The sequence below is a fragment of the Magnetospirillum sp. SS-4 genome, assembly GCF_902729425.1.
Classification (GTDB): Bacteria; Pseudomonadota; Alphaproteobacteria; order Rhodospirillales; family Magnetospirillaceae; genus Phaeospirillum.
On record NZ_CACVCH010000068.1, the window covers coordinates 1 to 24,010 of the forward strand.

General features: G+C 59.9%; 19 protein-coding genes and 1 pseudogene. 16 read left to right on the forward strand and 4 right to left on the reverse strand.

Annotation, left to right across the window (positions count from 1 at the left end; genetic code table 11):
• The first annotated feature begins 694 nt into the window (after positions 1–694).
• The 11 genes from MTBSS4_RS11895 (at position 695) to MTBSS4_RS22620 (ending at position 12,035) form a co-directional block, all read left to right on the forward strand.
• Positions 695–1,855: an HD domain-containing phosphohydrolase gene (locus MTBSS4_RS11895; protein WP_173983623.1), complete on the forward strand. Its 1,161-nt coding sequence runs from the start codon at positions 695–697 to the stop codon at positions 1,853–1,855.
• A gap of 2 nt (positions 1,856–1,857) precedes the next feature.
• Complete coding sequence (locus MTBSS4_RS11900; RefSeq protein ID WP_173983624.1) at positions 1,858–3,207, forward strand: bacteriohemerythrin; 1,350 nt, start codon at positions 1,858–1,860, stop codon at positions 3,205–3,207.
• A gap of 72 nt (positions 3,208–3,279) precedes the next feature.
• Positions 3,280–4,149, forward strand: a complete 870-nt coding sequence (locus MTBSS4_RS11905; protein ID WP_254432515.1) for an MBL fold metallo-hydrolase — start codon at positions 3,280–3,282, stop codon at positions 4,147–4,149.
• 9 nt (positions 4,150–4,158) lie between these two features.
• Positions 4,159–4,893 (forward strand): diguanylate cyclase, encoded by a 735-nt coding sequence (locus tag MTBSS4_RS11910; RefSeq protein ID WP_173983625.1) that lies wholly within the window; start codon positions 4,159–4,161, stop codon positions 4,891–4,893.
• On the forward strand, positions 4,890–7,946 hold the full coding sequence (locus MTBSS4_RS11915; protein WP_173983626.1) for a PAS domain S-box protein: 3,057 nt from the start codon (positions 4,890–4,892) through the stop codon (positions 7,944–7,946). Before MTBSS4_RS11910 ends, MTBSS4_RS11915 begins: the two co-directional genes overlap by 4 nt.
• A complete protein-coding gene (locus MTBSS4_RS11920) occupies positions 7,930–8,994 on the forward strand; it encodes an HD-GYP domain-containing protein (RefSeq protein WP_173983627.1) in 1,065 nt (354 codons plus the stop codon). Before MTBSS4_RS11915 ends, MTBSS4_RS11920 begins: the two co-directional genes overlap by 17 nt.
• Positions 8,995–9,052: 58 nt before the next feature.
• Positions 9,053–9,448: a response regulator gene (locus tag MTBSS4_RS11925; RefSeq protein WP_173983628.1), complete on the forward strand. Its 396-nt coding sequence runs from the start codon at positions 9,053–9,055 to the stop codon at positions 9,446–9,448.
• A gap of 124 nt (positions 9,449–9,572) precedes the next feature.
• Positions 9,573–10,871 (forward strand): hemerythrin domain-containing protein, encoded by a 1,299-nt coding sequence (locus MTBSS4_RS11930; RefSeq protein ID WP_173983629.1) that lies wholly within the window; start codon positions 9,573–9,575, stop codon positions 10,869–10,871.
• Between the two features lie 126 nt (positions 10,872–10,997).
• Positions 10,998–11,435 (forward strand): bacteriohemerythrin, encoded by a 438-nt coding sequence (locus MTBSS4_RS11935; protein WP_173983630.1) that lies wholly within the window; start codon positions 10,998–11,000, stop codon positions 11,433–11,435.
• 76 nt (positions 11,436–11,511) lie between these two features.
• Complete coding sequence (locus MTBSS4_RS11940) at positions 11,512–11,661, forward strand: hypothetical protein (protein ID WP_173983631.1); 150 nt, start codon at positions 11,512–11,514, stop codon at positions 11,659–11,661.
• 86 nt (positions 11,662–11,747) lie between these two features.
• A complete protein-coding gene (locus tag MTBSS4_RS22620) occupies positions 11,748–12,035 on the forward strand; it encodes a transposase (RefSeq protein ID WP_256367411.1) in 288 nt (95 codons plus the stop codon).
• A gap of 49 nt (positions 12,036–12,084) precedes the next feature.
• Here the strand turns inward: MTBSS4_RS22620 and MTBSS4_RS11950 are convergent, their stop codons facing one another.
• Genes MTBSS4_RS11950 through MTBSS4_RS11960 form a run of 3 tightly spaced genes read right to left on the reverse strand, consistent with a single transcriptional unit; the run spans position 12,085 to position 15,380 of the window.
• Complete coding sequence (locus tag MTBSS4_RS11950; RefSeq protein ID WP_173983633.1) at positions 12,085–12,474, reverse strand: head decoration protein; 390 nt, start codon at positions 12,472–12,474, stop codon at positions 12,085–12,087.
• A 12-nt stretch (positions 12,475–12,486) separates the two neighbouring features.
• Positions 12,487–13,719: a S49 family peptidase gene (locus tag MTBSS4_RS11955; protein WP_173983634.1), complete on the reverse strand. Its 1,233-nt coding sequence runs from the start codon at positions 13,717–13,719 to the stop codon at positions 12,487–12,489.
• Positions 13,716–15,380 carry a phage portal protein gene (locus MTBSS4_RS11960; protein ID WP_305792028.1) on the reverse strand — a complete coding sequence of 555 codons (1,665 nt, stop codon included), beginning with the start codon at positions 15,378–15,380 and terminating at the stop codon, positions 13,716–13,718. The genes MTBSS4_RS11955 and MTBSS4_RS11960 overlap by 4 nt, the downstream gene beginning before the upstream one ends.
• Before the next feature lie 200 nt (positions 15,381–15,580).
• On the opposite strand from MTBSS4_RS11960, the gene MTBSS4_RS11965 reads away from it, so the two are divergent.
• Complete coding sequence (locus MTBSS4_RS11965) at positions 15,581–15,742, forward strand: hypothetical protein (RefSeq protein WP_173983635.1); 162 nt, start codon at positions 15,581–15,583, stop codon at positions 15,740–15,742.
• Between the two features lie 534 nt (positions 15,743–16,276).
• On the opposite strand, the gene MTBSS4_RS11970 is transcribed toward MTBSS4_RS11965, so the two are convergent.
• Positions 16,277–17,575, reverse strand: coding sequence for an HlyD family type I secretion periplasmic adaptor subunit (locus MTBSS4_RS11970; RefSeq protein ID WP_173983636.1), 1,299 nt, complete (start codon positions 17,573–17,575; stop codon positions 16,277–16,279).
• 192 nt (positions 17,576–17,767) lie between these two features.
• Between MTBSS4_RS11970 and MTBSS4_RS11975 the strand changes: the two genes are divergently transcribed.
• From MTBSS4_RS11975 to MTBSS4_RS11990, 4 genes and pseudogenes are all read left to right on the forward strand, one after another.
• A complete protein-coding gene (locus tag MTBSS4_RS11975) occupies positions 17,768–19,417 on the forward strand; it encodes a peptidase domain-containing ABC transporter (RefSeq protein WP_173983637.1) in 1,650 nt (549 codons plus the stop codon).
• Entirely contained in the window at positions 19,407–20,780 is a 1,374-nt protein-coding gene (locus MTBSS4_RS11980; protein WP_173983638.1) for a bacteriohemerythrin, read from the forward strand. The genes MTBSS4_RS11975 and MTBSS4_RS11980 overlap by 11 nt, the downstream gene beginning before the upstream one ends.
• Complete coding sequence (locus MTBSS4_RS11985) at positions 20,777–22,918, forward strand: peptidase domain-containing ABC transporter (RefSeq protein ID WP_173983639.1); 2,142 nt, start codon at positions 20,777–20,779, stop codon at positions 22,916–22,918. The genes MTBSS4_RS11980 and MTBSS4_RS11985 overlap by 4 nt, the downstream gene beginning before the upstream one ends.
• 19 nt (positions 22,919–22,937) lie before the next feature.
• A pseudogene (locus MTBSS4_RS11990) lies at positions 22,938–24,010 on the forward strand (hypothetical protein); the annotation flags it as partial.

The following is a 24,010-nucleotide window of genomic DNA, read 5'->3' on the forward strand; positions in this document are numbered from 1 at the left end:
GCACCCTGTTAGAGAAAACGCTACCTTCCTACCCCAAGTCATTCGAGGATCGGAATTCGCGTTGGCGCGCCCCCCACCAGGGCTGGAGATGGGGCTGTAAGATCAAAGCACAGTGTTCTATTTCGTGCGCAGAAATCCTCGTGCTCGAAAAGGATGGCAGGCAAATTCGGTTTGACGGCGGTCTTATTCGCCAGATACAAAAGTATGGGGGCTGTTGCCGCCATTCCAGCTCCCACCGGCCGATCGGGCCGCCTTCGACAGCCATCCCGGTCGGCCATTTGCTTGGGAGGGGACAATTGGGTCGTTTCGGGATATCGTCCGTCGATACTGCACGGCATCGCCGTCGCCGTCCCGCGCCATGGTTTGGTTGGATCGCATTGGCCGCCGCTGTTGCTGGGATTGTGGCTGTCTGGGTCCGATAACCGAACCAAAGGTTCCGATTCCCGCCGCAGGTTACGGGCATAGCGACGATGATTTGGCCGGATAACGTCCATGGCCGTGGTGTCGTCGCGCGGTGAGCGCAAACTATTGTATGGGGCTGGGTCACCATTCACATGGTTTCTAAATTTTATTCATGCCCTTGTGGTATTGCTTTGCAAGTAAGCCCCACAATCGGCTCGGCACAACCACAAAAAGGGGCATCCTCTACTTTTTAAGAACCTTTTGAGCCCGCATGGGGAGAGGAAAGAGTTTAATGTTTCCGGTCAGGAAGATCATATCCGGTGAGGGCGATATCGGAGAGAGGGTTGCTGCCGTTCACAATCATATAAAGCGACTGCCCTGTTGCTCAGGCATCTCAAGAATCGCCATTGCCGTATATGACAAAGACACAGACTTGATCAGTACTTCGGCTTTTTCCGACGACAATGACGTAACATTTTCGCTTTATTCGGCGCGTTTGGGCGACATCACGTCACTCAACGAAATTATGGTTAGTGGCGAGCCGCGTGTGATTGATGATCTCCTGCTCTCCTATGCATCAAAATCACCACACTCGACAGAAATATGCCAAATCGGCGTCCGTTCAAGCATTACCTATCCAATTCATTCAGATGGCAATCTGATTGGTTTTCTATTTTTTAACTCCACTATTCCTTCATATTTCTCAAATGACGTTGTTCGGGAGATATCGCCATTTGCCGCTTTGCTGGGATTGATGATCGCAAATGAGATTGCGCCTCTGAAAGCGGTCAAGGCGGCGGTCGAGATCATTCGCGATGTTGCCTCGTTGCGTGATGACGAGACGGGATCCCATCTCCTCCGCATGTCCTCCTATGTGCGGCTGATCGCGACCAAACTCGCCAAGAAATACAAGTACCCCGACGAATGGGTCGATATGTTGTCCCGTTGCGCCCCGCTTCACGATATCGGAAAGATCACTGTCCCCGATCATATCCTCCATAAGCCCGGAAAACTGGAACCCGCCGAACGGCTGACGATGCAGCATCATGTTCAGGCCGGCATTGAAATCGGCGAGAAGTTGCTGCATGCGTTTGCGTTCAACGACGAGCGTATCAAGACGATGATGCGTGAGGTCATATCCGAACATCATGAAACGCTTGATGGTGCCGGATACCCGAATAATCTGACGGATGAAACAATTTCAGTGGAGGCCCGGATCGTTGCGATTGCCGATATATTCGACGCGCTGACAACGGAGCGCATCTACAAGGCTGCATGGCCCCTCGAGAAGGCTATTGACTATATGAGATCGCTTTCTGGTGTTAAGCTTGATCAAGAGTGTGTTGATATATTCTTTTCCGATATTGACGAGATACTTGAAATCAGAAGACGGTTTCCTGATGTGGCTGCCTCGTCCGCAGGTCCAGACAAGATAACAGCTGGTGGAGGATGAACATGTCCACAACTGAAAAACAAGACGTGTTTCCATGGCGCTCGGCGTTTGAGGTCGGGATAGGAAGCATTGATGAGCAACACAAAAAGCTTGTTGATTTGATCAACGCTCTTGCCACTCAGACAATCTATGGTGATGGCCCTGTTGATGCAGATGCCATATTCGATGAACTGGTTTCCTATGCCGATTTTCACTTTAGTGATGAGGAGGCTGTCTGGCGGTCTGCACTAGCGGGAGACGGCTGGCTGACGGGCCACCAAGAATCACATCTGGAATTCGTCACAAAGATATCAAGTATACGAAAAATATACTTGGAAAACAAAAGTGATGCCGCGATTGATGATGTTCTATCATTTCTAACCCGTTGGCTGGCGCTACATATTCTCGAAAGCGACCAGCGTTTGGCGACGGCCGTGCTGGCGGTTCGTTCTGGGAAATCTCGCGAGGATGCGAAGGTCATTGCGGAGCAAAAAATGACCGGCGCGATGAGGATGCTGATCGAAACCATCCTCTCCATGTATGAAAACCTATCAAGCCGGACGTTGAATCTGATGCGGGAGGTCCACAATCGCCAGAAGGCCGAGGAGGCTCTGGAGATGCTCTCCCGGAAACTTACCGATTCAAATACCGACTTCCAGCGCTTTGCCTATATCGCATCACACGATCTGCAAGAACCCCTGAGGATGGTCACATCGTATCTGGGACTGCTGGAAAAGCGCCATGGAACCGTTTTTGACGATGAGGGCCGCGAGTTCCTGCACTACGCCACCGACGGTGCCCAGCGCATGTCTCAGCAGATTCACGATCTTCTGGACTATGCGCGGGTGGAGAGCCAGGGCCGGGAATTGGATCCGATTGAAACCACTTCGGTGATGGATGAAGCTTTGGCCAACTTGTCCATCACCATCGCCGAAACTGGTTGCAATATTGAGGTGGAGCAAAAGGAATTCCCTGTGGTGTTGGGGGATCGCGGCCAGTTGGTGCGGGTGTTCCAGAATCTGATCGGCAACGCGATCAAGTATCGCGATTCCTCCCGACCTACCGTCATTCGGGTTGAGGTGGAAAGAAGCGGTGACGAGTGGGTGTTCGCGGTTGGAGACAATGGCATCGGCATCGCGCCCGAGTATTTTGAACGGATATTCATGATCTTTCAGCGGTTGCACGGGCAGGCTGAGTACAAGGGCACCGGCATCGGGCTGGCCATCGTCAAGCGCATCGTCGAGCGGCATGGGGGGCGGATTTGGGTGGAATCCGAACCGGGTAAGGGAGCGAAGTTCTTCTTCACCCTGCCGGATGACACGGCCGTCAGCACGCAAGCCCAACATCCATCCCAGGATCAATTACAAATTTGAACTCGTTGGACTCGTCCATCCGGGAATATCGCGCTATGGTTTCCCACGGATGGTACGACACTTGAGGGGGGAATGACGACCACCATGGGCATTCTTGACCAGAACATCGACTACGACCGCCCAGTAAAGCTGGCCGACGGCATCTTCTGGGTCGGGTTCGCCGATTTGGAGGGCCGCTTACAATGCAATCCTTACCTGATTGTGGATGGTGACGAGGCCATTTTGATCGACGGCGGTTCGCGCCCAGATTTCAGCACCGTGATGCGCAAGGTCTTGCAGACCGGGGTGTCGCCGAAGCAGATAAGCCACCTGATCTATCAGCATTACGACCCCGATCTGTGCGGCTCGATCCCCAACCTGGAAAGTCTCATCGATTCAGCCGACTTGAGGATCATCTCCCATGCTGAGAATAATCCGTTCATCCGGCACTATTCCGTCCGTTCGGAGCTCATGTGCATCGACGGCCTGGAGCGGAAGCTGACCCTTCGCTCGGGCCGGACCCTGCGGTTCTTCCGTACCCCCTACGCCCATTCGGCAGGAAGCTTCATCACCTATGACGAGACCAGCGGTATCCTGTTCACCAGCGATCTGTTCGGCAGTTCCGGTGCCTTCAGCGACTGGCGGCTGTTCGCTGATTTCGACCACAAATGCTTGGCCTGCGAGGCCGCGTGGCCGGAGCGTCCTGACGAACCCTGCGAGGACATAGGCACCCCCTGCCCATGGAGCGGCATGCACTATTTTCATCGCAAGGTCATGCCGGGCAACCGGCATCTCCGCCATGCCATGGCAGTGATCAAGTCCATCGGCGCGACCATGGTGGCTCCCCAGCACGGTTCCATCTTGTATCGGGTCGAGGACATCGAGGCGGCCATCCAACGGCTACAGAGCATGGAAGATATCGGCATCGACGGCATCGCCGATGCCGCCTCGGTTCCGGGGTGAGGTGGCGGGATGCCGAAATTCGACGGGATCGACTTCAAGCTTGAAACGACCATCGGCCATTCGGTCGGCGCGCTGGTCTCCACGGTGTTGGAGCAGCAGGCGCGGCTGGCCGACCAGCGGATTAACCAGACCCTGCTGACCGAGCTGGTGGAGCAGTTTGTTCAGTCGGAACGGAAATTGGCCGAGGCTCACGCCACCGTTCTGGCCATGTCGCGCAGCGATGGCCTGACCGGCATCGCCAACCGCCGCTGGTTCGACGAGTCATTGGCTACGGAACTGGCCCGCGCCATCCGCTCCAAGACCCGGATCGGCCTTTTGCTGATGGATATCGACTGCTTTAAGCTGTTCAACGACAATTACGGCCACTCCGCTGGAGACGACTGCCTGCGGGCGGTGGCCCAAGCGGTGCAGGACATCGTTAAGCGCCCGCCCGATCTGACCGCCCGCTATGGCGGCGAGGAACTGGTCTGCATCCTGCCTGACACCGATGCCGAGGGGGTGGAGAGGGTGGGCAATGCCATCCTTGATGCCGTTCGTAGCTTGGCCATTCCGCATGCCTTTTCCAAAGCCATCGACATTGTCACGCTGAGTAGCGGCGGCGTTTCAATCATCCCCGAGGAGGGGATGACGCCCAAGCAAGTGATCGAGGCGGCGGATGCCATGCTGTACATCTCCAAGGAGGCCGGCCGCAATCGCCTGACCATGGCCCCCGTGTACCCCCCCGTGATTGAGGCCGCGCCATGACGGATGCAGCGGTGGGAACCTCTGTCCCCGCCGTGGCACGGGGCCGCCAGGTAACATTGCGCTGGTTCATCAGCCTGCGGGTAGCCATCGCGACCGGGCTATGTTGCGTGATCCTGCTCACCATCGTTACGCAGGTCATCCGGGTTCGGTTGTATGGGGATGCCACGGAAAGAGTACGTGCTGCCGCCTTATCGGCCAGCGATCACTTGAATGATGAGTTGTACGAGCGCTTTCGTGACGTGAAGATCGCCGCTGAATTCCTCTCGGCCCACCCCATCGAGGAGACCGACTGGGACAAGGCTATCGAGCACTTCCAACGGGATTTTCCGGACTATTCATGGATTGCCCTGGTTGCCCCGGATGGCATGGTGCAAGTCGCCAATCGCGGCCTGCTGGTGGGCCAATCGGTGGCGGCCCGCCCTTGGTTCAAGCCGTCGCTGAAAGCCCCCTATATCGGAGATGTCCACGAGGCCGTCCTGCTGAGTACGTTGCTGGGATCGGGTTCCAATGGACAGGAGCTACGTTTCGTTGATTTCGGCATTCCGCTCCACAACAAGGGCGGAAAGGTGATTGGGGTGTTCGCCGCGCACCTCAACTGGTCATGGGCCAAATCAGTACTGGAACCCTATGAGGCATCTCCCATCCATGGGGCGTTGCGGGATTTAATGATCCTCGACCTGAATGGAATTGTGCTGCACGGCCCGGAACACCTTCGTGGAAAGAAATACGATGTCGCATTGCCGAGCGATGGTGTTCTCGGCGGCGAGGATTTCGAGGGGCGGGTCTACGCAGTAGCGCGGGCCAAAAGTCATCACCACTATCCCGGCCTGGAATGGAGCGTGGTGGTTCGCGCCCCCGATGTTGCCATCTATGGTCTGGCGAATGCCCTGCGGGATTCCATCCTGTGGGCGGGTATCCCGGTTATGGCTATTTTGTTGCTCACCGCCTTGCTGATCAGCCGTCGGATCGCATCCCCCATCGAGACCTTGACCGATGCGGTGACCCACCACAGAGCGATCCCCACCATTGGCACTTATCGCGAGGCAGCAGAACTCGCCCAGGCGTTCGAGACCCTGCTGGATGGCTTGCGCCATAACCAGGCGAAGATCGAAGCCGAGGTGGTGGCGCGGACCAACGAACTGCGCGATTTCCTGAGGGTGGTCGATGCCCATGCCATCGTCAGCATGGGCGATGGTGACGGCGTCATCACCTATGCCAATGATCATTTCTGCAAAATCACCGGCTATGCCCGCGAGGAGTTGCTGGGCCACAACCACAGCATTGTCCAGTCAGGGCGGCACAGCGACGCCTTCTATGACGAGATGTGGATGACCATCGCCGGAGGCGGTGTCTGGCAGGGCACCATCTGCAACAAGACCAAGGATGGGCGGGAATACTGGGTCCGCAGTACCATCGCGCCTACCAGCAACGCGGATTCGCCGCATCGCTACATCTCCATCCGCACGGACATCACCGAGGTGATCAACGACCGTGAACGGTTGGCGGCCCTGAACCGTGAATTGGGCCTGTTCAAGAAGATCATCGAAAGCACCACCGAGGCGGTCACCGTCACCGATTCGGACGCGCGGGTGATCTATTCCAATCCGGCGCGGGAACGGTTGTACGGGCAAACGGCCACCGAGATGATCGGCACCACGCTGTATGATGCGATCCCCTCATCCGCCAGCCACATGGTTCCGCTTATCCTGAAGGGGATTGAGACCGGAACGGGATGGTCAGGCAACTTGCCGATTAAGCGCCATGACGGCACCACCTTCGTGTCGTCTTCCAATATCGGCGTGGTCAAGGACGAGGAGGGACGGGTTCAGTTCATCTTTAATGTCTTTCGGGATTTCACCTCCGAACTGGCACGGCGCATGGAGTTGGACAATGCCCGCCATGCCGCCGAAGCCGCCAACCGGACGAAGTCGGAATTCCTGTCCAGCATGAGCCACGAACTGCGGACGCCGCTGAATGCGGTGCTGGGCTTCGCCGAGGTTCTGCTGGCGGCAACCGATAATCCCCTGACCGACAAACAACGGAGCTATGTCGGCTATATCCTGTCCGGCGGCGCTCATCTGCTGGAACTCATCAACGAGGTGCTTGATCTGGCTCGGATCGAGGCCGGCGGCGTGATGCTGGAGGTGACGACGATCCAACTGCGGTCGGTGATTGACGAGAGCCTGTCTCTGTCCAACACCATCTTTGCCAAGTATGAGGTCGCACCGGTGGATGAAACCACCGACTGCGATGCCTTGGTGCTGGCCGATCCGTTGCGCGCCAAGCAACTGATCCTCAACCTGCTGTCCAACGCCGCCAAGTACAATCGCCGGGGCGGCACGGTCACCGTCTCCTGCGAGAACGTCGAGAGTGGGTTCCATCGGCTGACCATCGCCGATACCGGCAACGGCATTCCGGATCGTAAACAGGATCAGTTGTTCAAGGCCTTCAGCCGGTTGGGCGCCGAGGCCACCGAGATCGAGGGCACCGGCATCGGACTTGTCCTCACCAAGACCCTGATCGAATCCATGGGCGGCCGTATCGGCTTTTCCAGCGTGGTCGGCGAGGGTAGCCGCTTCTGGCTGGACTTCCCGCTGAGCACCGACAGCCTGCAAGCACCCTCCACCGTCACCGAAGACACCTCGGCACTGCATTACTGCGTCGATGATCGCCTCGTGCTCTACATCGAGGACAATGCCGCCAATATTAGCCTGATGGAGGCTCTTTTCCACCAACTCGTCCCCATGCGGCTGATCACCGCCACCAATGCGGAAGACGGACTGGTTCTGGCGGAAAGCAACCAGCCGGATGTGATCCTGCTCGATATCAATCTCCCCGGCATGAACGGTTTCGACGCGGTCGCGCGTCTCAAGGAGAACGAGGCAACCCGCCACATCCCCGTGGTGGGCTTCAGCGCCAACGCCACCGGCGAGACCACAAAAAGGGCGCTGGCCAGCGGCTTTGGTGATTACCTCACCAAGCCGATCAAGTTGTCAGCACTTCTTCGCTCCTTGAACCGCATGATGGAGGCCAAGCATGCCGGTCACGAATGACGATCTTCGCGCTTCCTCCATCCTGATTGTCGATGACGAGCCTGCCAATGTGGCGTTACTGGAAGCCACGCTCGCAAGGGAGGGCTATGCCAATCTGGTTTCCACCGGTGATCCCCGCCAAGTTGAGGAGCTTTGCCGGACACACGATTTCGACATAATCCTACTCGATATCCGTATGCCCCATATGAGCGGCATCGAGGTGATGGAGAGGCTCGCCGCCAAACTGGTGGAAGGCGACTGGTTGCCGGTGCTGGTGCTGACCGCCCAGACCGATGACGAGACCCGCATGAAGGCGCTGACCGCCGGGGCGCGGGACTTCGTCAACAAGCCGTTCAAGCGGTGGGAGGTGTTGCTACGTATCCGCAACCTGCTGGAGACGCGCCACTTCTATAAACGCCAGCGGGTCCGGGCCGACGAGTTGGAGAAGATCGTCCGCGAACGCACCAAGGAGGTGCGCGAGACCCAATTGCAGATCATCGAGCGCCTTGGCCGCGCCGGTGAATACCGCGACGAGGAAACCGGCATGCATGTGATGCGTATGAGCCACGCCAGCCACCAACTGGCCTTGGCCGCCGGCCTCGACTCGGCCACATCGGAACTGATTCTGTACGCCACCCCCATGCACGATGTGGGCAAGATCGGCATTTCCGATCTGATCCTGCTCAAGCCTGGCCGGCTCGATCCCGAGGAGCGCAAGATCATCGAGGCCCACCCCGTCATCGGTGGTGAGATCATCGGCGAGCATGGTTCTGAGCTGCTGACCATGGCCCGCAACGTGGCGCTGTATCATCATGAGAAATGGGACGGCACCGGCTACCCCCATGGCCTTAAGGGCGAGGAGATCCCCATTGAGGCACGCATCGCCAGCATCTGCGATGTGTTCGATGCCCTGACCTCGCCACGGCCCTACAAGGAGGCATGGCCGCTGGAGAAGGCGGTGGCCTTGTTCAAGGGGGAGACGGGCAAGCACTTTGATCCTAAGCTGGTGGAGGCTTTCCTCTCTATCCTGCCCAAGGTGGTCGCGCTGAGGGAACAGTTCGACGGGTGAGTGAAATTGGATCCCGCCGTCGAGAGCGGCTTGGCCAGAATGCTAACGGAGAACGCACATGAACACCCAGCTAAGGCACGCCGTGATTGTCGAGGACAACGCCCCGATGAGGGAGCTGATCCATATGGTCTTGGAAGCCTGTGGAGTTTCAGACATCGTCATGGCGGCCAATGGCGCCGAGGCCATCGCCGCCCTTCAGTCCTCCGGAGCTGACATCGTCTTCATGGACTGGCAGATGGAAGTCATGGATGGACTGGAGTGTACCCGTCTCATCCGGTCGGGCATCGACGGCATAGATCCCAAAACCATCATCATTCTGGTAACCGGAATGATTGGCGAGAAGAACGAGGCGACGGCCTATGCCGCTGGAGTCGATCTCTTTCTAGAGAAGCCGGTTTCCATGAAGAAGTTGCGTGCCGGAGTGGAAAAGGTTCTGGGACTGCAGAAAGCGTGAGAAAGAGCCACAATCCTCGTCCGATACCTGGCCGGACGGGATGGATGTGTTGCTTGGAGATCGCCTTGGAAATGGGGAGCGGAATGGATCAAAACCTTGTGTATCTGGCGGATGGGTCTGGGACGTGAATCGTTCCTACGAGAATGTGCGTCTGGCCATCTGTGCCTCCAGCTCGATGGTTCGGGTCGGAATGAAGACGGCTCTTTACGCCCTCGGTTTCCGCGACATCATCGACACCGCCAGTTACATCAAGATCCATGACCTGCTGGAGCAGGACGCGCTCGACCTGATGGTCACCACCGACGAGGTCGAGGGCAATGATGTCGGCTTCCTTGTCCGCGAGATGCGGAACCGCCGCTTGGGATCCAATCCCTTCGTGGTAGTGATCATGCTGATGTCCTCCGCCGACGCGGATCTGGTGAAACGCGCTGCGGATGCCGGAGCCAACGATCTGTTGCTGATGCCGGTTGCCCCGGCCCAAGTGCTGGGACGCATCGCCAACATCGCCCAAGGGCGCAAGCCCTTCGTCGTCACCTTTGACTACACCGGCCCGGATCGCTTCGGCACGGAAATGCAGGTCAGGAACCCTGCGCCCCCGTTCATGGTGCCGAACCCGTTGCTGGCCCGCATGGTCGGCGGAACCGGCGGCACAGGTTTGCAACAGTCGATCCAAGAGGCGGTGACCCGGCTTGATCGGATGAAGGTGCGGTGCTCGGCCAACCAGATCGTCTGGCTGTCCTCCAAAATCGTCACTGACATCCGTGAAAGCGCGACCGGCCTCCCCGAGTTGACGGCCCTCATTGCCCGACTGGTCGCCACCGCCGAAGGCTTGGTCACGCTGTTGAAAAGCGTCGGTGCCGAAGATCGGCAAATCGAACAGGTCTCCGCCTTGCTGGCGACCGCCCGCGCCGTCAATGCCGCACACCTTGAGGCCGCGACTGACGTTGTCGAAAGGATGCATTCCGATGCCGCCGTCATCGGCCAAATGCTCGGCCATGTCGGCACCGGTCGGCAGGCGAGGCTTATGCTGACGGACGAATTGCGTGTCGGCCATGCCGTCATCGACCAAGACCATGAACGGCTCATCGACATCATCAACGCCTTCCATGAGGGCGTGATCGCCCAGAGCGGGAATGACGTTCTTCACCAGACCCTGAAGAGATTGCTTGAATACGGACGGGAGCACTTCGTCAGGGAGCAAGGCATACAGCGAGAATGCAACTTCCCTGAAGCCGTCCACCATGCGAAGGAGCACGCCGACCTGCTGGCGCAGATCAAGGAGAGGGCGCGGTCATACTTTGTTGACAAATCAGTTCCCGTTGACGCGAAGGCCCTCGACGACATGTCCTATTTTCTGAATCAGTGGCTAATGGGGCACATCGCGAAGTTCGACCTGAAGTTGTGGGACTGGGTTGTTAGGTGAATCTGAGTGGCTTGGCCTTGCTGATTGGCGCCCATTACATTAGTATATGCTTATATTGCGCTGCAGAGCATGCGTGAATGAACTGTTCTTCCGTCAGGATGCGGCAGGAATAGAGGAGTGCCGGATATGCTCAAATTCTCTGAAGACATGCGCATCGGCCATCCTGTCATCGATGCCGACCATCTGCGGTTGATTAAGATCATCAATCAGTTTGCCGATGTATCCGCCGTGCATACCCTTTTTGACGGGTCGGCGCCGAGCGACTGCGCCAAGATAATGCACGAGACCCTCAGGTCATTGATCGCATATACGAAGGAGCATTTCGCGAGGGAGGAGAAGATCCAGCGCGAGTGCATGTATGCGTACCATGAGATGCACGTCCATGAGCATCACGCGCTGGTGATTCAGCTGGAGGAAATAGCCCGAACTTATTTCGTCAGGAAATCGAAACGGTTAGATGGAAAGGCCCTTGCCGAACTGAAGGAATTCATGAATTTCTGGCTTGTGAACCATGTGATGAAGTTTGACGTCAACATGCGTGAATGGGTTTGCCCGAAGGAGTAGTCCCTAATATTTTATTTGGAACATGGTTTATTTGTTGCCGTCAAATGGGGCGACCCCCAACTGGGAGGGAGTGCCTATGCGCAAGGCGATCTTTTTCCAAAGAACCTACGACGAAACCCTGGAGCTCTTGGTCGAGGCCAGCAACTATGTGCGTCTCGACGAGCGGCGGGAGCGGATGCGTGTCGGCACCAACATCGGTAGCCGGATCGTCGTATCCCCCCGGTGACGGCCGCCTGTTCGAGCGGCCCTTGATCTGAGATTCTGCCAGCCTGATTGGCATTGGTGGTGGCGGATGTGTCCACAAATTCGGTTATGGACAGAAGTTTGGTGGTTCGGCGTCATAACCGGTCATGGCCGGAGGCGCTGAAACTGGAGATCGTCGCTGCGACGTTCGAGCCGGGAGCTTCGGTCGCGGCGGTGGCGCGACGCTACGAGGTCAACGCCAATCAGCTCTTTACTTGGCGGAAGCGATTTGGCCCGCCCGGAATCGACACGATGACTCCAGGCCTGGTGCCGGTGGTGCTGACAGGGGAGCCACTCCCGCTCGCGGCCTCCATCTCCCCGGATGATCGGATCGAGATCGAACTGGCAGGCGGCTAGCCGCCCACGTCGAAGGGATTGATGATCTGGGTCATGGGAAAGGCTCCGATCAGACGGTGGCGCGGGCAACCAGCCCCACGGTGGCAAGCTGGATAATCTTGGCTGCTCGTTCGGTCGGCTGATCGACCGAGGCGTCGAACACCAGGGCGGCATCGGCCAGGATGACGGGGCCGCGGGCGGCGATCAGGCCGGTGACGGCGGCATCGGTGGCATCAACGGCTTCCAGCAGCACGCCGATGGCGGTTTCCGCCCCTTCGTCCCCCACCACCTCGGCGGCGGGGGATAGACGGAATTCGCCGCTGGCGGTGATGCGGCCCAGCACGGAACCCAGGGGATAACTGGTCCCCGCCTTCAGGGTGACGGTCTCGCGAGTGTAGCTGGCGTTCAGTTCAAACTTCAGCAGATCGCCCAGGGTGGGCGAAGCGGTCAACACAGGCATGGCAGCGTGTCCTTATTTCCGGGCGGCGGCCTCGCGGGCACGCCGGACGATGGGGCTTTCGGTTTCGGACTTGGGGGCGGCTCCCGCCGGAGCGGCGGCGACCACATCGGTGGCCTCGGAGCGCTCGGCCAGTTGCTCCAGCACGGTGCGACGCAGCGCCTCGGGGCAGATGCCCTTGGCCATGGCCTCGGCGGGATCGATGGTCACGCCCAGGCGGGCGGCCTGAGCGGCGATGGCGCTGATTTCGGAATATTCGGCGCGCAGACGCTGTTCCACCTGGGCGGTTACTGCGCCGGGCACCGGAACAATGGCTCCCGGAGCGGGGCGCTCGGCTTCGATGACGGGGATGTCCCCCGTGTGCTCGGACATGGTGGTCTCCTTGGGTTTGGACAGGACGGGGGAACGGATAGACGGGCGCGCCAGGGTGGAACCGAGATCGGCCAGGGCGACGCGGAGCGTGCCGACCTTGTCGGCCAGCCCAACGGCTACCGCCTGGTCGCCGCGATAGACCGCAGCCTCGGTGGCCCGCACGGCGTCGGGAGACAGCCGCCGCCGCTCGGCCACCAGGGTGGTGAATTTTCCATACAAGGCGTCAACATCGGCCTGGAGCGTGGCGCGGGCAGAATCAGACAGCGGCTGATGCGGGTTGCCATCGACCTTGGCGGCACCGGCATGGACGAAGCTCCACGCCAGCCCAGCCTGAGCATCGGCTCCGGATTCGTCGCGGTGGACGGCCACCACGCCGATGGACCCGACCTCGCCGGTCTGGGTTACGTAGATTCGGTCGGCGGTACAGGCGATGGCATAGGCCGCCGACAACGCCGCCTCGTCGGCCACCGCCCAGATCGGCTTGCCGCACTGGCTGCGGATGGCCTGGATGTGGTCGACCAGATCGAACAGGCCGCCCACCTCGCCACCGGAGGAATCCACATCCAGCAGGATGGCGCGGATGGCGGGATCGGTAGCCGCCGCCTCGATGGTATCGGCGATGTCGGAATAGGCGGTGAGGCCGCTGGCGGCACCGAGATAGCCGGAGCGGGCCACCAGGGTGCCGATCACCGGCACGATGGCGATGCCGTCGGGCGTCACCGCCACATCGGCGGACGGAGCCGTATCGCCGTCGAAGGAGATGGACTGCCCAGCCAGCCGGGGGCCAAAGGCACCCAGGATCACATCCAGCTTACTGCGGGCGACCAGCAGGGGCGTGCCATAAAGGCGGGCCGCGAGATGAGGGAGATCGGTCATGACCGCTCCCCCGCCATCCGGTCGCGGACACGGTCGGTGATGCGGGCCACATCGACGGTGATTTCGATCTCGCCGCTGCGGCAGGTGACAATATCCCGCCCTGCTGTGCCGTCAGCCGAGGAGCCGACCATATTCACCGCCCGCCGGAGATCGATTCCGATGGAGCGCAGATCGGAAACGACGGCGAGATGCACCATGTCCCTCAGCGTGAAGTCACGAGCAACGCCATTTCGAGTGCTGTGAATGGGCACGAAATGCCTGCGGTGGATCAGGCCATGGAGACATGTTCGGGAAATTCCCGTCACCTCACTGACAGTGTCGATGCTGAAGACGCGTTCGTTCATGTCCATCCTCCGGCTGATGGGGCTGGTGTCATGGGTGGGGACTGCCGGCGGCGTGGCGCCAAACACCAACCCCAGCCGCTGTTCGCGGGCCTTATCCGAGGCGATCTCGGCATCCACCTGCTCGGCGTCGTAGCCGCGTTCGGCCAGGGCCTGGGTGCGGCTTTTCAGCCCTGCGTCGATCTGCTCGATTTCGGCCTTGGCGTCCTTCAGCGGATCGACCCAGTCCCATTTCGGCGGCAGCCAGGAGCAGGCGATGAAGCTGGCGCGGTTGCGTTCATAGCCGGGAATGTCGATCGCCCCGGACAGCACGGCCACATCCAACCAGCGCTGCCACACTTTCCTGCACATCTGGTGGACCATCACCGAGTGCTGCCATGCCTCGACCCGACGGCGGAACTCCAGCAGCGCCATGCGCGAGTTGGAGTAGTTGGCCTTCAGCATGTCGTTGGACAGGTAGGCGTAGGGGATGCCGGTGGCGGCGGAGATCTGCAGCAGGGTGCGGTACTCGAACGGCTCATACGATCCGCCGACATCGGCGGGAGCCGAGGTCTGGATCTGCTCACCCGGCTCCAGCGGCACGACCTGGCCGGGTTGGACCTCGACAATGCGGTCACCGGAACCGTCGTCGGCGGGCACCATGTCGATCACGTCGGCGGGAGCCGGAGAGGTCACGAACATGGCGTACATGGCAGCGATCTTCTTGCGCTCCAGTTCGGCGTCGTCGTACTGGTCGAGCAGAAACAGCTTGACGATGGCCGGGGTCAGCCGCGATACCCCGCGCAACTGCCCCGATTCCACCGGGTCGATGACATGGATGATTTCGGCGGCCGGAACACGCACCATTTCGCCGACCATGCCGGGATCGGTGAGATCACCGGGATGGCGGCGCAGGAACCAATAAGCCGCCCGCCGCCCGATGCGGTCGAACTCGATGCCCTGACGGATGACGTTGCCGTTGGGAAGAACCTCGGTTCTGGTCAGCGGCAACATCTCGGAGGGCAGCATCTGAAGCTGCAACGGCACCGTCAGGCCGTCTTCCGGGCGACGAGGGCGCAGGCGGAAGAACACTTCCCCGGCGATGAACACCTCGCGGGCGGCCCGACGCTGCTGGCCGTAGAAATCGGTCAGCTCCTCGGCATCGGATTCGTCGGTCCAGGCCAGCCAGAGCTGCTGCACCAGGGCCTTCAGATCCTTGTCGGCGATCAGGGATGACGGCTTAATGCCGGTGCCGACGGCATTGCCGGTCCAGCTTTCGGCGGCATTGAGGGCATATTCCAACAGCAATCGGCGGACAAACACGTCCCCACGCCCTTTCAGCGACTCTCGCTTGGTTCACCCCTGTCTCTCCCGGTCGCAAGAGCTATCGGGCTGTCCGGCTAAAGCTTGTGGAGCCCGGCGACCTGGACGCGTTGCGTGTGGCCGCACATTCCGACCAACCTGACACCAACCAGTCGAATCGCGGAACCGTATTCACGCGCTGCTGGATGGGTGACAGAGCTCCGATTGTTGGATCGGACATGTCGCTACAGCTCATGGTGCAACGCGAGCCGGATCAAGGAACGCCGATTGATGAGCCGGTTCATTTCGCACTCGCGATTACCCTGACCATGCCTGGTATCATCGATATCTATGAGCAAGTAAGGCAGCGACTTGCGATCTCTCCGCGCATGCCTGTTTGATAGCTGTCCAGTGAGGATTAACCGCACGATCCTGATATTCCTCGGGCTGGGGTAATTCTGCCTGTTGGCCTTGTTGCCCGGATTCTGACACCAGACTTCTGCGGTCCTCCACGAAAATTCGCAAACTACACGCGGCTGGGGTTTTGGGAGTTCTGTTGAAATACAGGTGCTTGCTGGCCTGTTGACTCTGAATGGCGAGTCAACAGGTTTGGAGAGAAACGGGCATTAGAGAGAGAATTAAGCCAATTTTGGCGAGGGCGAAGTCATCGGCTAGATGCCCAATACTCGCGCGGAACCTTGGGATATCCAAGGCCGCGTCTTAGCGGTAGAGCCGGTTTGTTTGGTGAGAATGGCGTAGGAAAGGGAACCGCCAGCCAACCCTCTCTGGTCAAATATCAATCATTTGGCCTGTCTCAGGGGGCGGCCATCTTGGGGATATCGAGCAGGGCGTCAATGTGGACGACGAATTGGCCCCCGACCATGCCAGCGGTGGCGAAGGAAATATTTTTACTAAAAGGCGCAGATGGCCAAGTCCTACCGTTCCCTCAGCGCATCATGAGCCGAGGACTGTATCGGCTTGAACAGGTAGGCCAGAACGGTCTTGCTGCCGGAGCGTATATCGGCCTGAACGTTCATTCCGGCCAGGACGGCACGTTTGGTGCTGCCGCCGATATAGGGCTGATCGACGGAGACCAGCCCCTTATAGAAGGTCTGGTTGTTAGCCTCTTCGAAGGCCGTGGGGGAAATGTCCAGCAGTTTTCCGGTGGTTCCGCCGAACCGGGCGAAGTCATAAGCGATGAAGCGGAGGGTCACATCCTGTCCCGCATGAACGTGGCCGATGTCCTTGGGCTGGATCTTCACTTCGGCCAAAAGCCGCCGTTCCTGGGGGACGACCTCCAGAACCGTGTCGGTCGGAGAGACAACGCCGCCAACCGTGTGGGCAGTCAAGCCGTGAACGATTCCGTCTGACGGGGCGCGAAGATCGGCCAGTCTGATCTTGTCCTCGAGCCTGCGGATCTGTTCGGCGATTTTGAGGAGTTCTTCGTCGCCCTTGGCAAGGTCGGCGATGGCCTTTTCGCGGACATTGCCGTCAAGCTTGGCCAATTGTCGCCGAGCCTCGTCGATCTGGGCGGAAATGCGAGCGCGCCGGGCCGGGATTTGACTTAACTCACCCTCGACATCGGCTAATTGCCGATGCAGGGAAAGCGCAGAGATCTTTGATCCCAACCCTTTTCTATAAAGGTCATCGCGCATATTCTTTTCCTCAAGCACGGCGGCCCGTTGCTTGAGGAAGGTCTTTTCTCTTTGGTTCTGCTCGTTCAGTTCGGCCTGACGCTGGCGGATCTGATCTTCTTGAATGGCTTTGTCGCGTTCGCGGCTGGCCAGGGCTTCGACAAAGATCATCGCTTCGTTATCGGCCAGGGCGTCTCCACTAGGCGTAGAAACCTCCCGCCCCTCCAGAAATGCTTTCAACCGTTCTCGTTGGGCCTGGAGGGCGTGGCGGCGGGTCTGGGCTTCGGCCAGTTCGGAGCGAGGGGCGAAGGTATCCAGGCGGACCAGAACCTGATCCTTGGTCACACGGTCGCCATCCTTGACCAGAAGTTCGGCGATGGTGCCGCCCGTCATATGCTGAACCTGCTGGACATGGCCCTGGGGCACGATCTTGCCCATGGCGATGGCCACCTCATCCACTTTGGCGAGGGCCGCCCAGCCGAGGAAGATCACGGCGACGGAGAGGCCAAACAGCACCACCATGCGGGTGACCAGGGGGTTGCCGCTTTCCTCCAGCAGGATGGATTTCGCCAGATGCTTAGAAACCAGGGATTCCAGCATGAAGACCTCAAGAAAGAGGTTGGGCGGGCAAGATTAGCCCTCCCGAGTCTCCTCCATAGGGTATAACCTATTTGAGGTATACTCCACAGCCAAGTGGCCTGTCGCATCGGCGGCGCGCCGCAGCCAAGGGGCTGGCCTATGCTGCTAGAGAAGCTCGACTCTGACGCCCGGTGGTGGGATGGAATTGCCGTGGTGCCTGGGCTTGCCCGCAATTCCACGGATCTGATCGCGGCTGCGGTCGCCGTCAACGTGGCGGCCCTGGCGGTGCCGGTCATGCTGATGCAGGTCTACGACCGGGTCATCCCCAATCAGGCGGGAAGCACGCTGATCTGGTTGGCGGTGGGCGCGTTCAGCGCCATTCTGCTGGAAGGCTGGCTGCGTTGGGCGCGGGCGGTGATGAGCGGCTGGATGGGGGCACGCTTCGAGCATCTGGTGGGTTGCGAGGCGATCGAGCGCATTCTCGGCAGCCGGATCGAGGAATTTGAGAAGGACGGCATCGGTGTCCACCTTGACCGCCTCGGCGTGGTCGCCACGCTGAAGGGATTCTATGTCGGGCAGATGTTCCAGTCGGCGCTGGATCTGCCCTTCGTCTTTCTCTATTTCGCCGCTATCGCCTATGTCGGGGGATGGATCGTGCTGTTTCCCGTGCTGGCCGGCGTGGCGCTGGTCGGGCTGGTGGGACTGGCCAGGGCTCGGTTCCATGGGGCGCGAACCGCCGAGTATGGCATCAACGACAGGCGCTACAACTTCGTCATCGAGGCGCTTGGCGGCCTGCATCTGATCAAGTCCCAGGCCATGGAGGAGCAGCTTCTCCGGCGTTATGAGCGTCTGCAAGGCAGCGCCGCGGCCACGACCATGAGCGTCGGGTTCTGGAACATGATGCCGCCCAATGTCGGGGCTTCCGTGGCTCAGTTCACCACCTTCGGCATGATGATCCTGGGCGCATGGCAGGTGATCGAGGGAAATCTTACGGTCGGCGGCATGTCCGCCTGCGTCATGCTGGCCGGGCGATCCCTCCAGCCGATCCAGTCGGCGGTAAGCATGTGGTTCCGCTTTTCCGATGTGACCATCTCCCGAGAGCGTTTGTCACAGCTGCATGGCCTGTCCAAGGAAGTATCGGAAAACTGTCCGGCTTTTCCCGGCGACATCGACGGCTCCATAGAGCTTCAGGATGTCAGCTTCCGCTATGGCGAGGGATTGCCGCTGGTTCTGGACCATATCAACCTGCGCGTCCCTCCAGGCCGCACCATCGCCATCACCGGTTCCGGCGCGGCGGGGACCACGTCGCTGCTGTATCTGATGATGGGGCGACTGCGGCCAACCTCCGGGCGCCTGCTGATCGACGATTACGACATGGCGGAATGGGACCATTCCGATCTGCGAGGACGTATCGATTACGTCCCGGCCAATGGCGTACTGTTCAAGGGCACCATTCTCGACAACATCGCCATGTTCAACGCTTCGCTTCACGAACAGGCTCTGGCGGCGGCCGGCATGCTGGGACTGGACGAGCCGGTCGGCCTGCTTCCCATGGGCTACGAGACCCCGGTCGACAGCCAGTCGAGCAATTTTCTGCCCAGTGGCCTCATCCAGCGCATCTGCCTCGCCCGTGCCCTGGTGCAACGGCCCCGCATCCTTCTGCTGGACAAGACCGCCTCCTCCATGGATCACGACAGCGAGGAGATGTTCCTGTGGCTGATCAGCCGGCTGAAGGGACGCTGCACCATGGTGATCGTCGGCAATCAGCTCAACCTGCTCGGCGTCGCGGACGAGGTCTGGAATTTGTCTGGCGGGCATCTGTCCCTGGTCACCTCCGTCGAAGAGGTGTGCGATGGAAACTAGTCTGACCACCTCGCCCCTGCTGCCGGCGATCCAGAGCACGCCCCAACCGTCCGAGCCAACCGGTTTGCGCGAACGCCAGTGGTCTCGCTGGGTCATGCAGACCGCGCGGAAATGGGAGGACATCAAGGGACTGATCCGCCCCACCGATATCGAAAACATTGATTCTGATCATCGTCGGCTGACCGAGATCGCGCTGGGACTGAACGATATTCTCGATCATTTCTCCGATCGCGGCCTTGGCGTCGATGATATCGAGCTGGAGCGCAAGACTCTCGACAATCTGTACTCGGTCGCGGCCCACCACTTCATGCGCGAAGAGTGGATCATCGACCTCTATGAACTTCCCAACAAGGAAAAGCAGATGCGCCAGCATCGCATTTTCCTCGACACGCTGAAGTCCAATATCGATGAGTTCAAGGAAGGGATGCTGACCACCTCCTTCAGCCTGAAATCCTGGATTCTCGAGTGGTGGATCAACCACATCAACAATGTCGACTACGACACCTTCTGCCGCAGCAATTGGACCGGAGCGGTCATCGGCCGCGCCGAATGTTGGGACGACGTGTCGGAGATCGTGCGTCGGGTGCGCATCGACGACATCGACGACGAGCATAAGCGCATGACCGAGATGGCGCTTGAGATCATCCACGACGGAGCGGTGGAGGATATTCCGGCGCTGAAGGAGGGGCTGGTTCGGCTCTACAATTATGCCGACCGCCATTTCCGGCACGAGGAGCAGATCATCGAGTATTACGGCCTGCCCGGACTTGAGCGCCAGCAAACCCAGCACGAGGCGTTTCGCAATGTCCTGCGGTCATACTCCGATAAGGTCGAGGCCGGGGAGCATCCCGACATCGAACCCATGCGCGCGTTCGTGCTGTCATGGTGGATCAATCATATCAACGACGTGGATTCCGTCAGCTTCGCTCCGGCGGCCTTGGCGGCCACGGTATTCCTGTCGGCGGATTGCTGGGACGAGTTCGCGCCGTTCATCCGCTCGACCGGCCACGAGGACCTTGACGACGATCATCGAGAGATCACCGGACTGATCATCCAGCTCAAGCATATGACGGAGCAAGGAGCCTCGAAGGAGGAGGCCGTCCATCTGTTCGACGACATGCTTGGCTTCGCCCATGACCATTTCGAGCGTGAGGAACAGATGATCAAGGCGCGCAGTGCCTTGCTCGGCAAACTGCACATGGACGATCACGCCCGCTTCATCACCATGCTGAAAAGTTACAGGGAGGACATTCGCTTCGGAAGGGCGCAGCTCTCGGAGAATATGCGCAGAACCCTGCTTCTATGGTGGTCAACCCATATCAATGAGTTCGACTACCACACCTTCCAGGGAGACGACCATTGAGCCCCCAGGCCGTCCAAACCATGGAGGAGATGGCGCGCTATCATGGCGACGAGCGTGTCAATACCAACGCCTTTGCCCGTTGCATCGTTCCCCTGATCGACTCTTTGGGGTGGCGCGGCCACCGCACCCATCTGGCCGAGGCACTGCCCCATTTCCCAGAGGGGATGGGCCTGGTCGAACTGCTCAACACCATGGCCAACCTCAAATTCGAAAGCCGGATCGTCCCAGGCCGTCTGGACGAGATCGACCCACGGCAGATGCCGTGCCTGTTCGTATCCGCCTCAGGCTCCCCCAAGGTCATGGTCGGGGCGGTGGGCAAGGAACTGCTCGCCTATGACGGAGATCTGGGGGGGTATATCAACATCAAGGCAGAGGCGATCCCGGGCGAGGTGGTGTTCTTCACCATCATGCGCGGCAATTCCGAGTCGTTCCTGAAGCCTCAGACCGGTTGGTTCGGCAGGGTATTGGGCCGGTTCAAACTGGTGTTCGTCCAGGCCTTCGTCATCAGCCTGCTTATCAGCATCCTGGCCATGATCTCTCCCGCGCTGGTGATGCTGATCTACGACAATGTCCTGGCCTCGCGCTCCATGGAAACCCTGGTCTGGGTGGCGGGAGGAATGACGATTTTCGTTGTCGCCGAGGGTGGGTTCCGGTTCCTCCGGTCCTACCTGTTCCAGTATGTGGGGGTGCGGCTCAGCAATCTGGTGGGCAACGAAGTGCTGCGGCGGCTGCTGTACCTGCCGCCATCACTGACCGAGACGTCCAATCTGGGCGCTCAGGTGTCGCGGGTCCGTGATTTCGAAAGCGTGCGCGAGTTCTTCTCCGGCCCGGCGATCGTCGCCCTGTTCGAGCTTCCCTTCATCCTGCTCCTGGTGGTGGCCCTGGTGGTGATCGCCGGCTCTCTTGCCTATGTCCCCTTGGCCGGCATTTCCCTGTTCATCATCTTCGGCCTGGCCATTCGTCCCGTCATCAGCCGCGCCAATGCCGCCGGCGCCCATGAAGGATCGGAGCGCCAAGCTTTCATCATCGAAATGCTCTCCAATCTGAGGGCGATCAAATACACCAGCGTGTCGCGGCTTTGGGCCGAGCGCTACAAGAAGCTGTCAGCCGAAGCCTCCATCGCCGCCTATCGGGTCACCTGTCTCAACGCCCTCATCACGGCGGTTTCCCATATTCTGGTGGCGGGGGCCGCCGTCGCCACCCTGTCCATCGGCGTCAATAAGGTTTTTGCCGGCGAAATGACGCCCGGTGGCTTGATGGCGGCCATGGCCCTGGTCTGGCGTATCCTGGCACCACTGGGAACCGGGTTCGGCGTCATCACCCAGGTCGGGCGCATCGCCAAGAGCGTCGATCAGGTTGACCGGTTGATGGTCATGCGCCTGGAAAGCCGCGAGGACGCCGCCACCGCCATCACGGCGGCTTTCAAAGGCAAGGTCGCCTTCAGCAATGTCTCGATCCGCTACTCTGCCGATGCCGCCCCGGCTTTGGTGGGTATCAATTTCGTCAGCAATCCGAATGAGATCACCGCCATTGTCGGCCATGACGGTGCCGGCAAGACCACGGTGCTCAAACTGATATTGGGACTGTACACCCCCCAGGCGGGGCGTATCCTGATCGACGACACCAATATCCGTCAGCTTGACCCGGTGCTGCTGCGCCGTCACGTGGCGTATATGCCGAAGACGACGCACTTCTTCCACGGTACCATCGCCCAGAATCTCAAGCTTGCCAATCCGACCGCAGGGGATCGTGATATCGAAACAGCCTGCCAGCAGGCCGGGGTTCTGGAGGGGATTCTTGGACTGCCCCAAGGCTTCGATACCCGTATCGGCGATCATAATATCGCGCAATTGCCCATGGGGCTGCGCAAACGCCTCAGTTTGGCTCGTGTGTTCCTGAGGAAGTCCAAGCTGATCCTTCTGGACGAGCCTGAATCCGGTCTCTCCATCGAAGAGATCGCGGACTTTACCAGCATGATCACGACGATGCGTGAAAGCTCCACTTTGCTGGTAGTGACCGGAAGTCAAAGAATCATGTCTGTCGCCGATAACGTCATGTGGCTGGAAACCGGCCGCATCCGAATGTGGGATGTGCCCCAAGCCGTGACAGAGCAGCGCCTCTTGCCCGCCCAGGCTTGATCCGCCAAGGAGGTCGATTATGGCCGAGAAGCCCCCAGTTCCCAGCAAGGCTCAGTCGGAGCTCGATGACCTGACGGTGCTTCAGAACGTCGAGAGCGGCAATCTCGACGCCAAGCTTCAGATGAGCATTGAAGTCAACGCCATGCCGACGGTGGATGCCGGTGGCGATGCATCCGTCGTCTCATCCATCCAGGCGCTTGCTGGCGCAGCCAAGTCAGGCACTCCCTCGGACATTACTTCGGAGCCGCTCCAGGAGACTGTGTCGATCTCCCCGACAATTGCCGATGGAGAACTGGTGACAGGTGCGAGCCAGGGTGTCTTGGGAACGGCACCATCCTTATCGGCGGGAACCATTGGAGAGGGCTTCTCCCAGCCCTCCCAAGCCACTTTCGAGGCAGGGTTGGTGAAACCTCCCTTGGGGGGCGAGGAGGTGCCAGACACCGCCCCGACCTCAAGGGGAAACGTCTCTTCCCCTTTCATCGTGGATTCGGCTCTCACCCCTGCCGCCCCGCAGGCTGAGACGATCGCGACAGCAGACACGGTGCAGCCTCCATCCGCAGGCATCCCACAAGTAACGCCTGCGGCGACGATGGAGGCGGTTCCGGCGGCCGTTACCTCGACCGTCGCAGTTCCTGAGGTTGCGGCATCCGCACCGGCTTCGGCGGTTGAGGTGGTTCCAGCTCCTGCCGAGGAGGTAATAGCCGCCACGCCAGAGGCGCCGGTATCCGTGCCGGCTCCGGCGGTTGAGGCGGCTCCAGCTCCGGTCGTTGAGGTAACGGCTTCCGCGCCCGAGGCTGCGGTATCCGTGCCGGCTCCGGTGGTTGAGGCGGCTCCAGCTCCTGCCGAGGAGGTAACAGCCGCCACGCCCGAGGTTGCGGTATCCGCTCCGGCTCAGGTGGTTGAGGCGGCTCCAGCTCCGGTCGTTGAGGTAACGGTCGCTGCCCCCGAGGCTGCGGTATCCGCTCCGGCTCCGGTGGTTGAGGCGGCTCCAGCTCCTGCCGTCGAGGTAACGACCGCCACGCCCGAGGCTACGGTATCCGCGCTGGCTCCGGCGGTTGAGGCGGCTCCAGCCCCGGTCGTCGAGGTAACGGC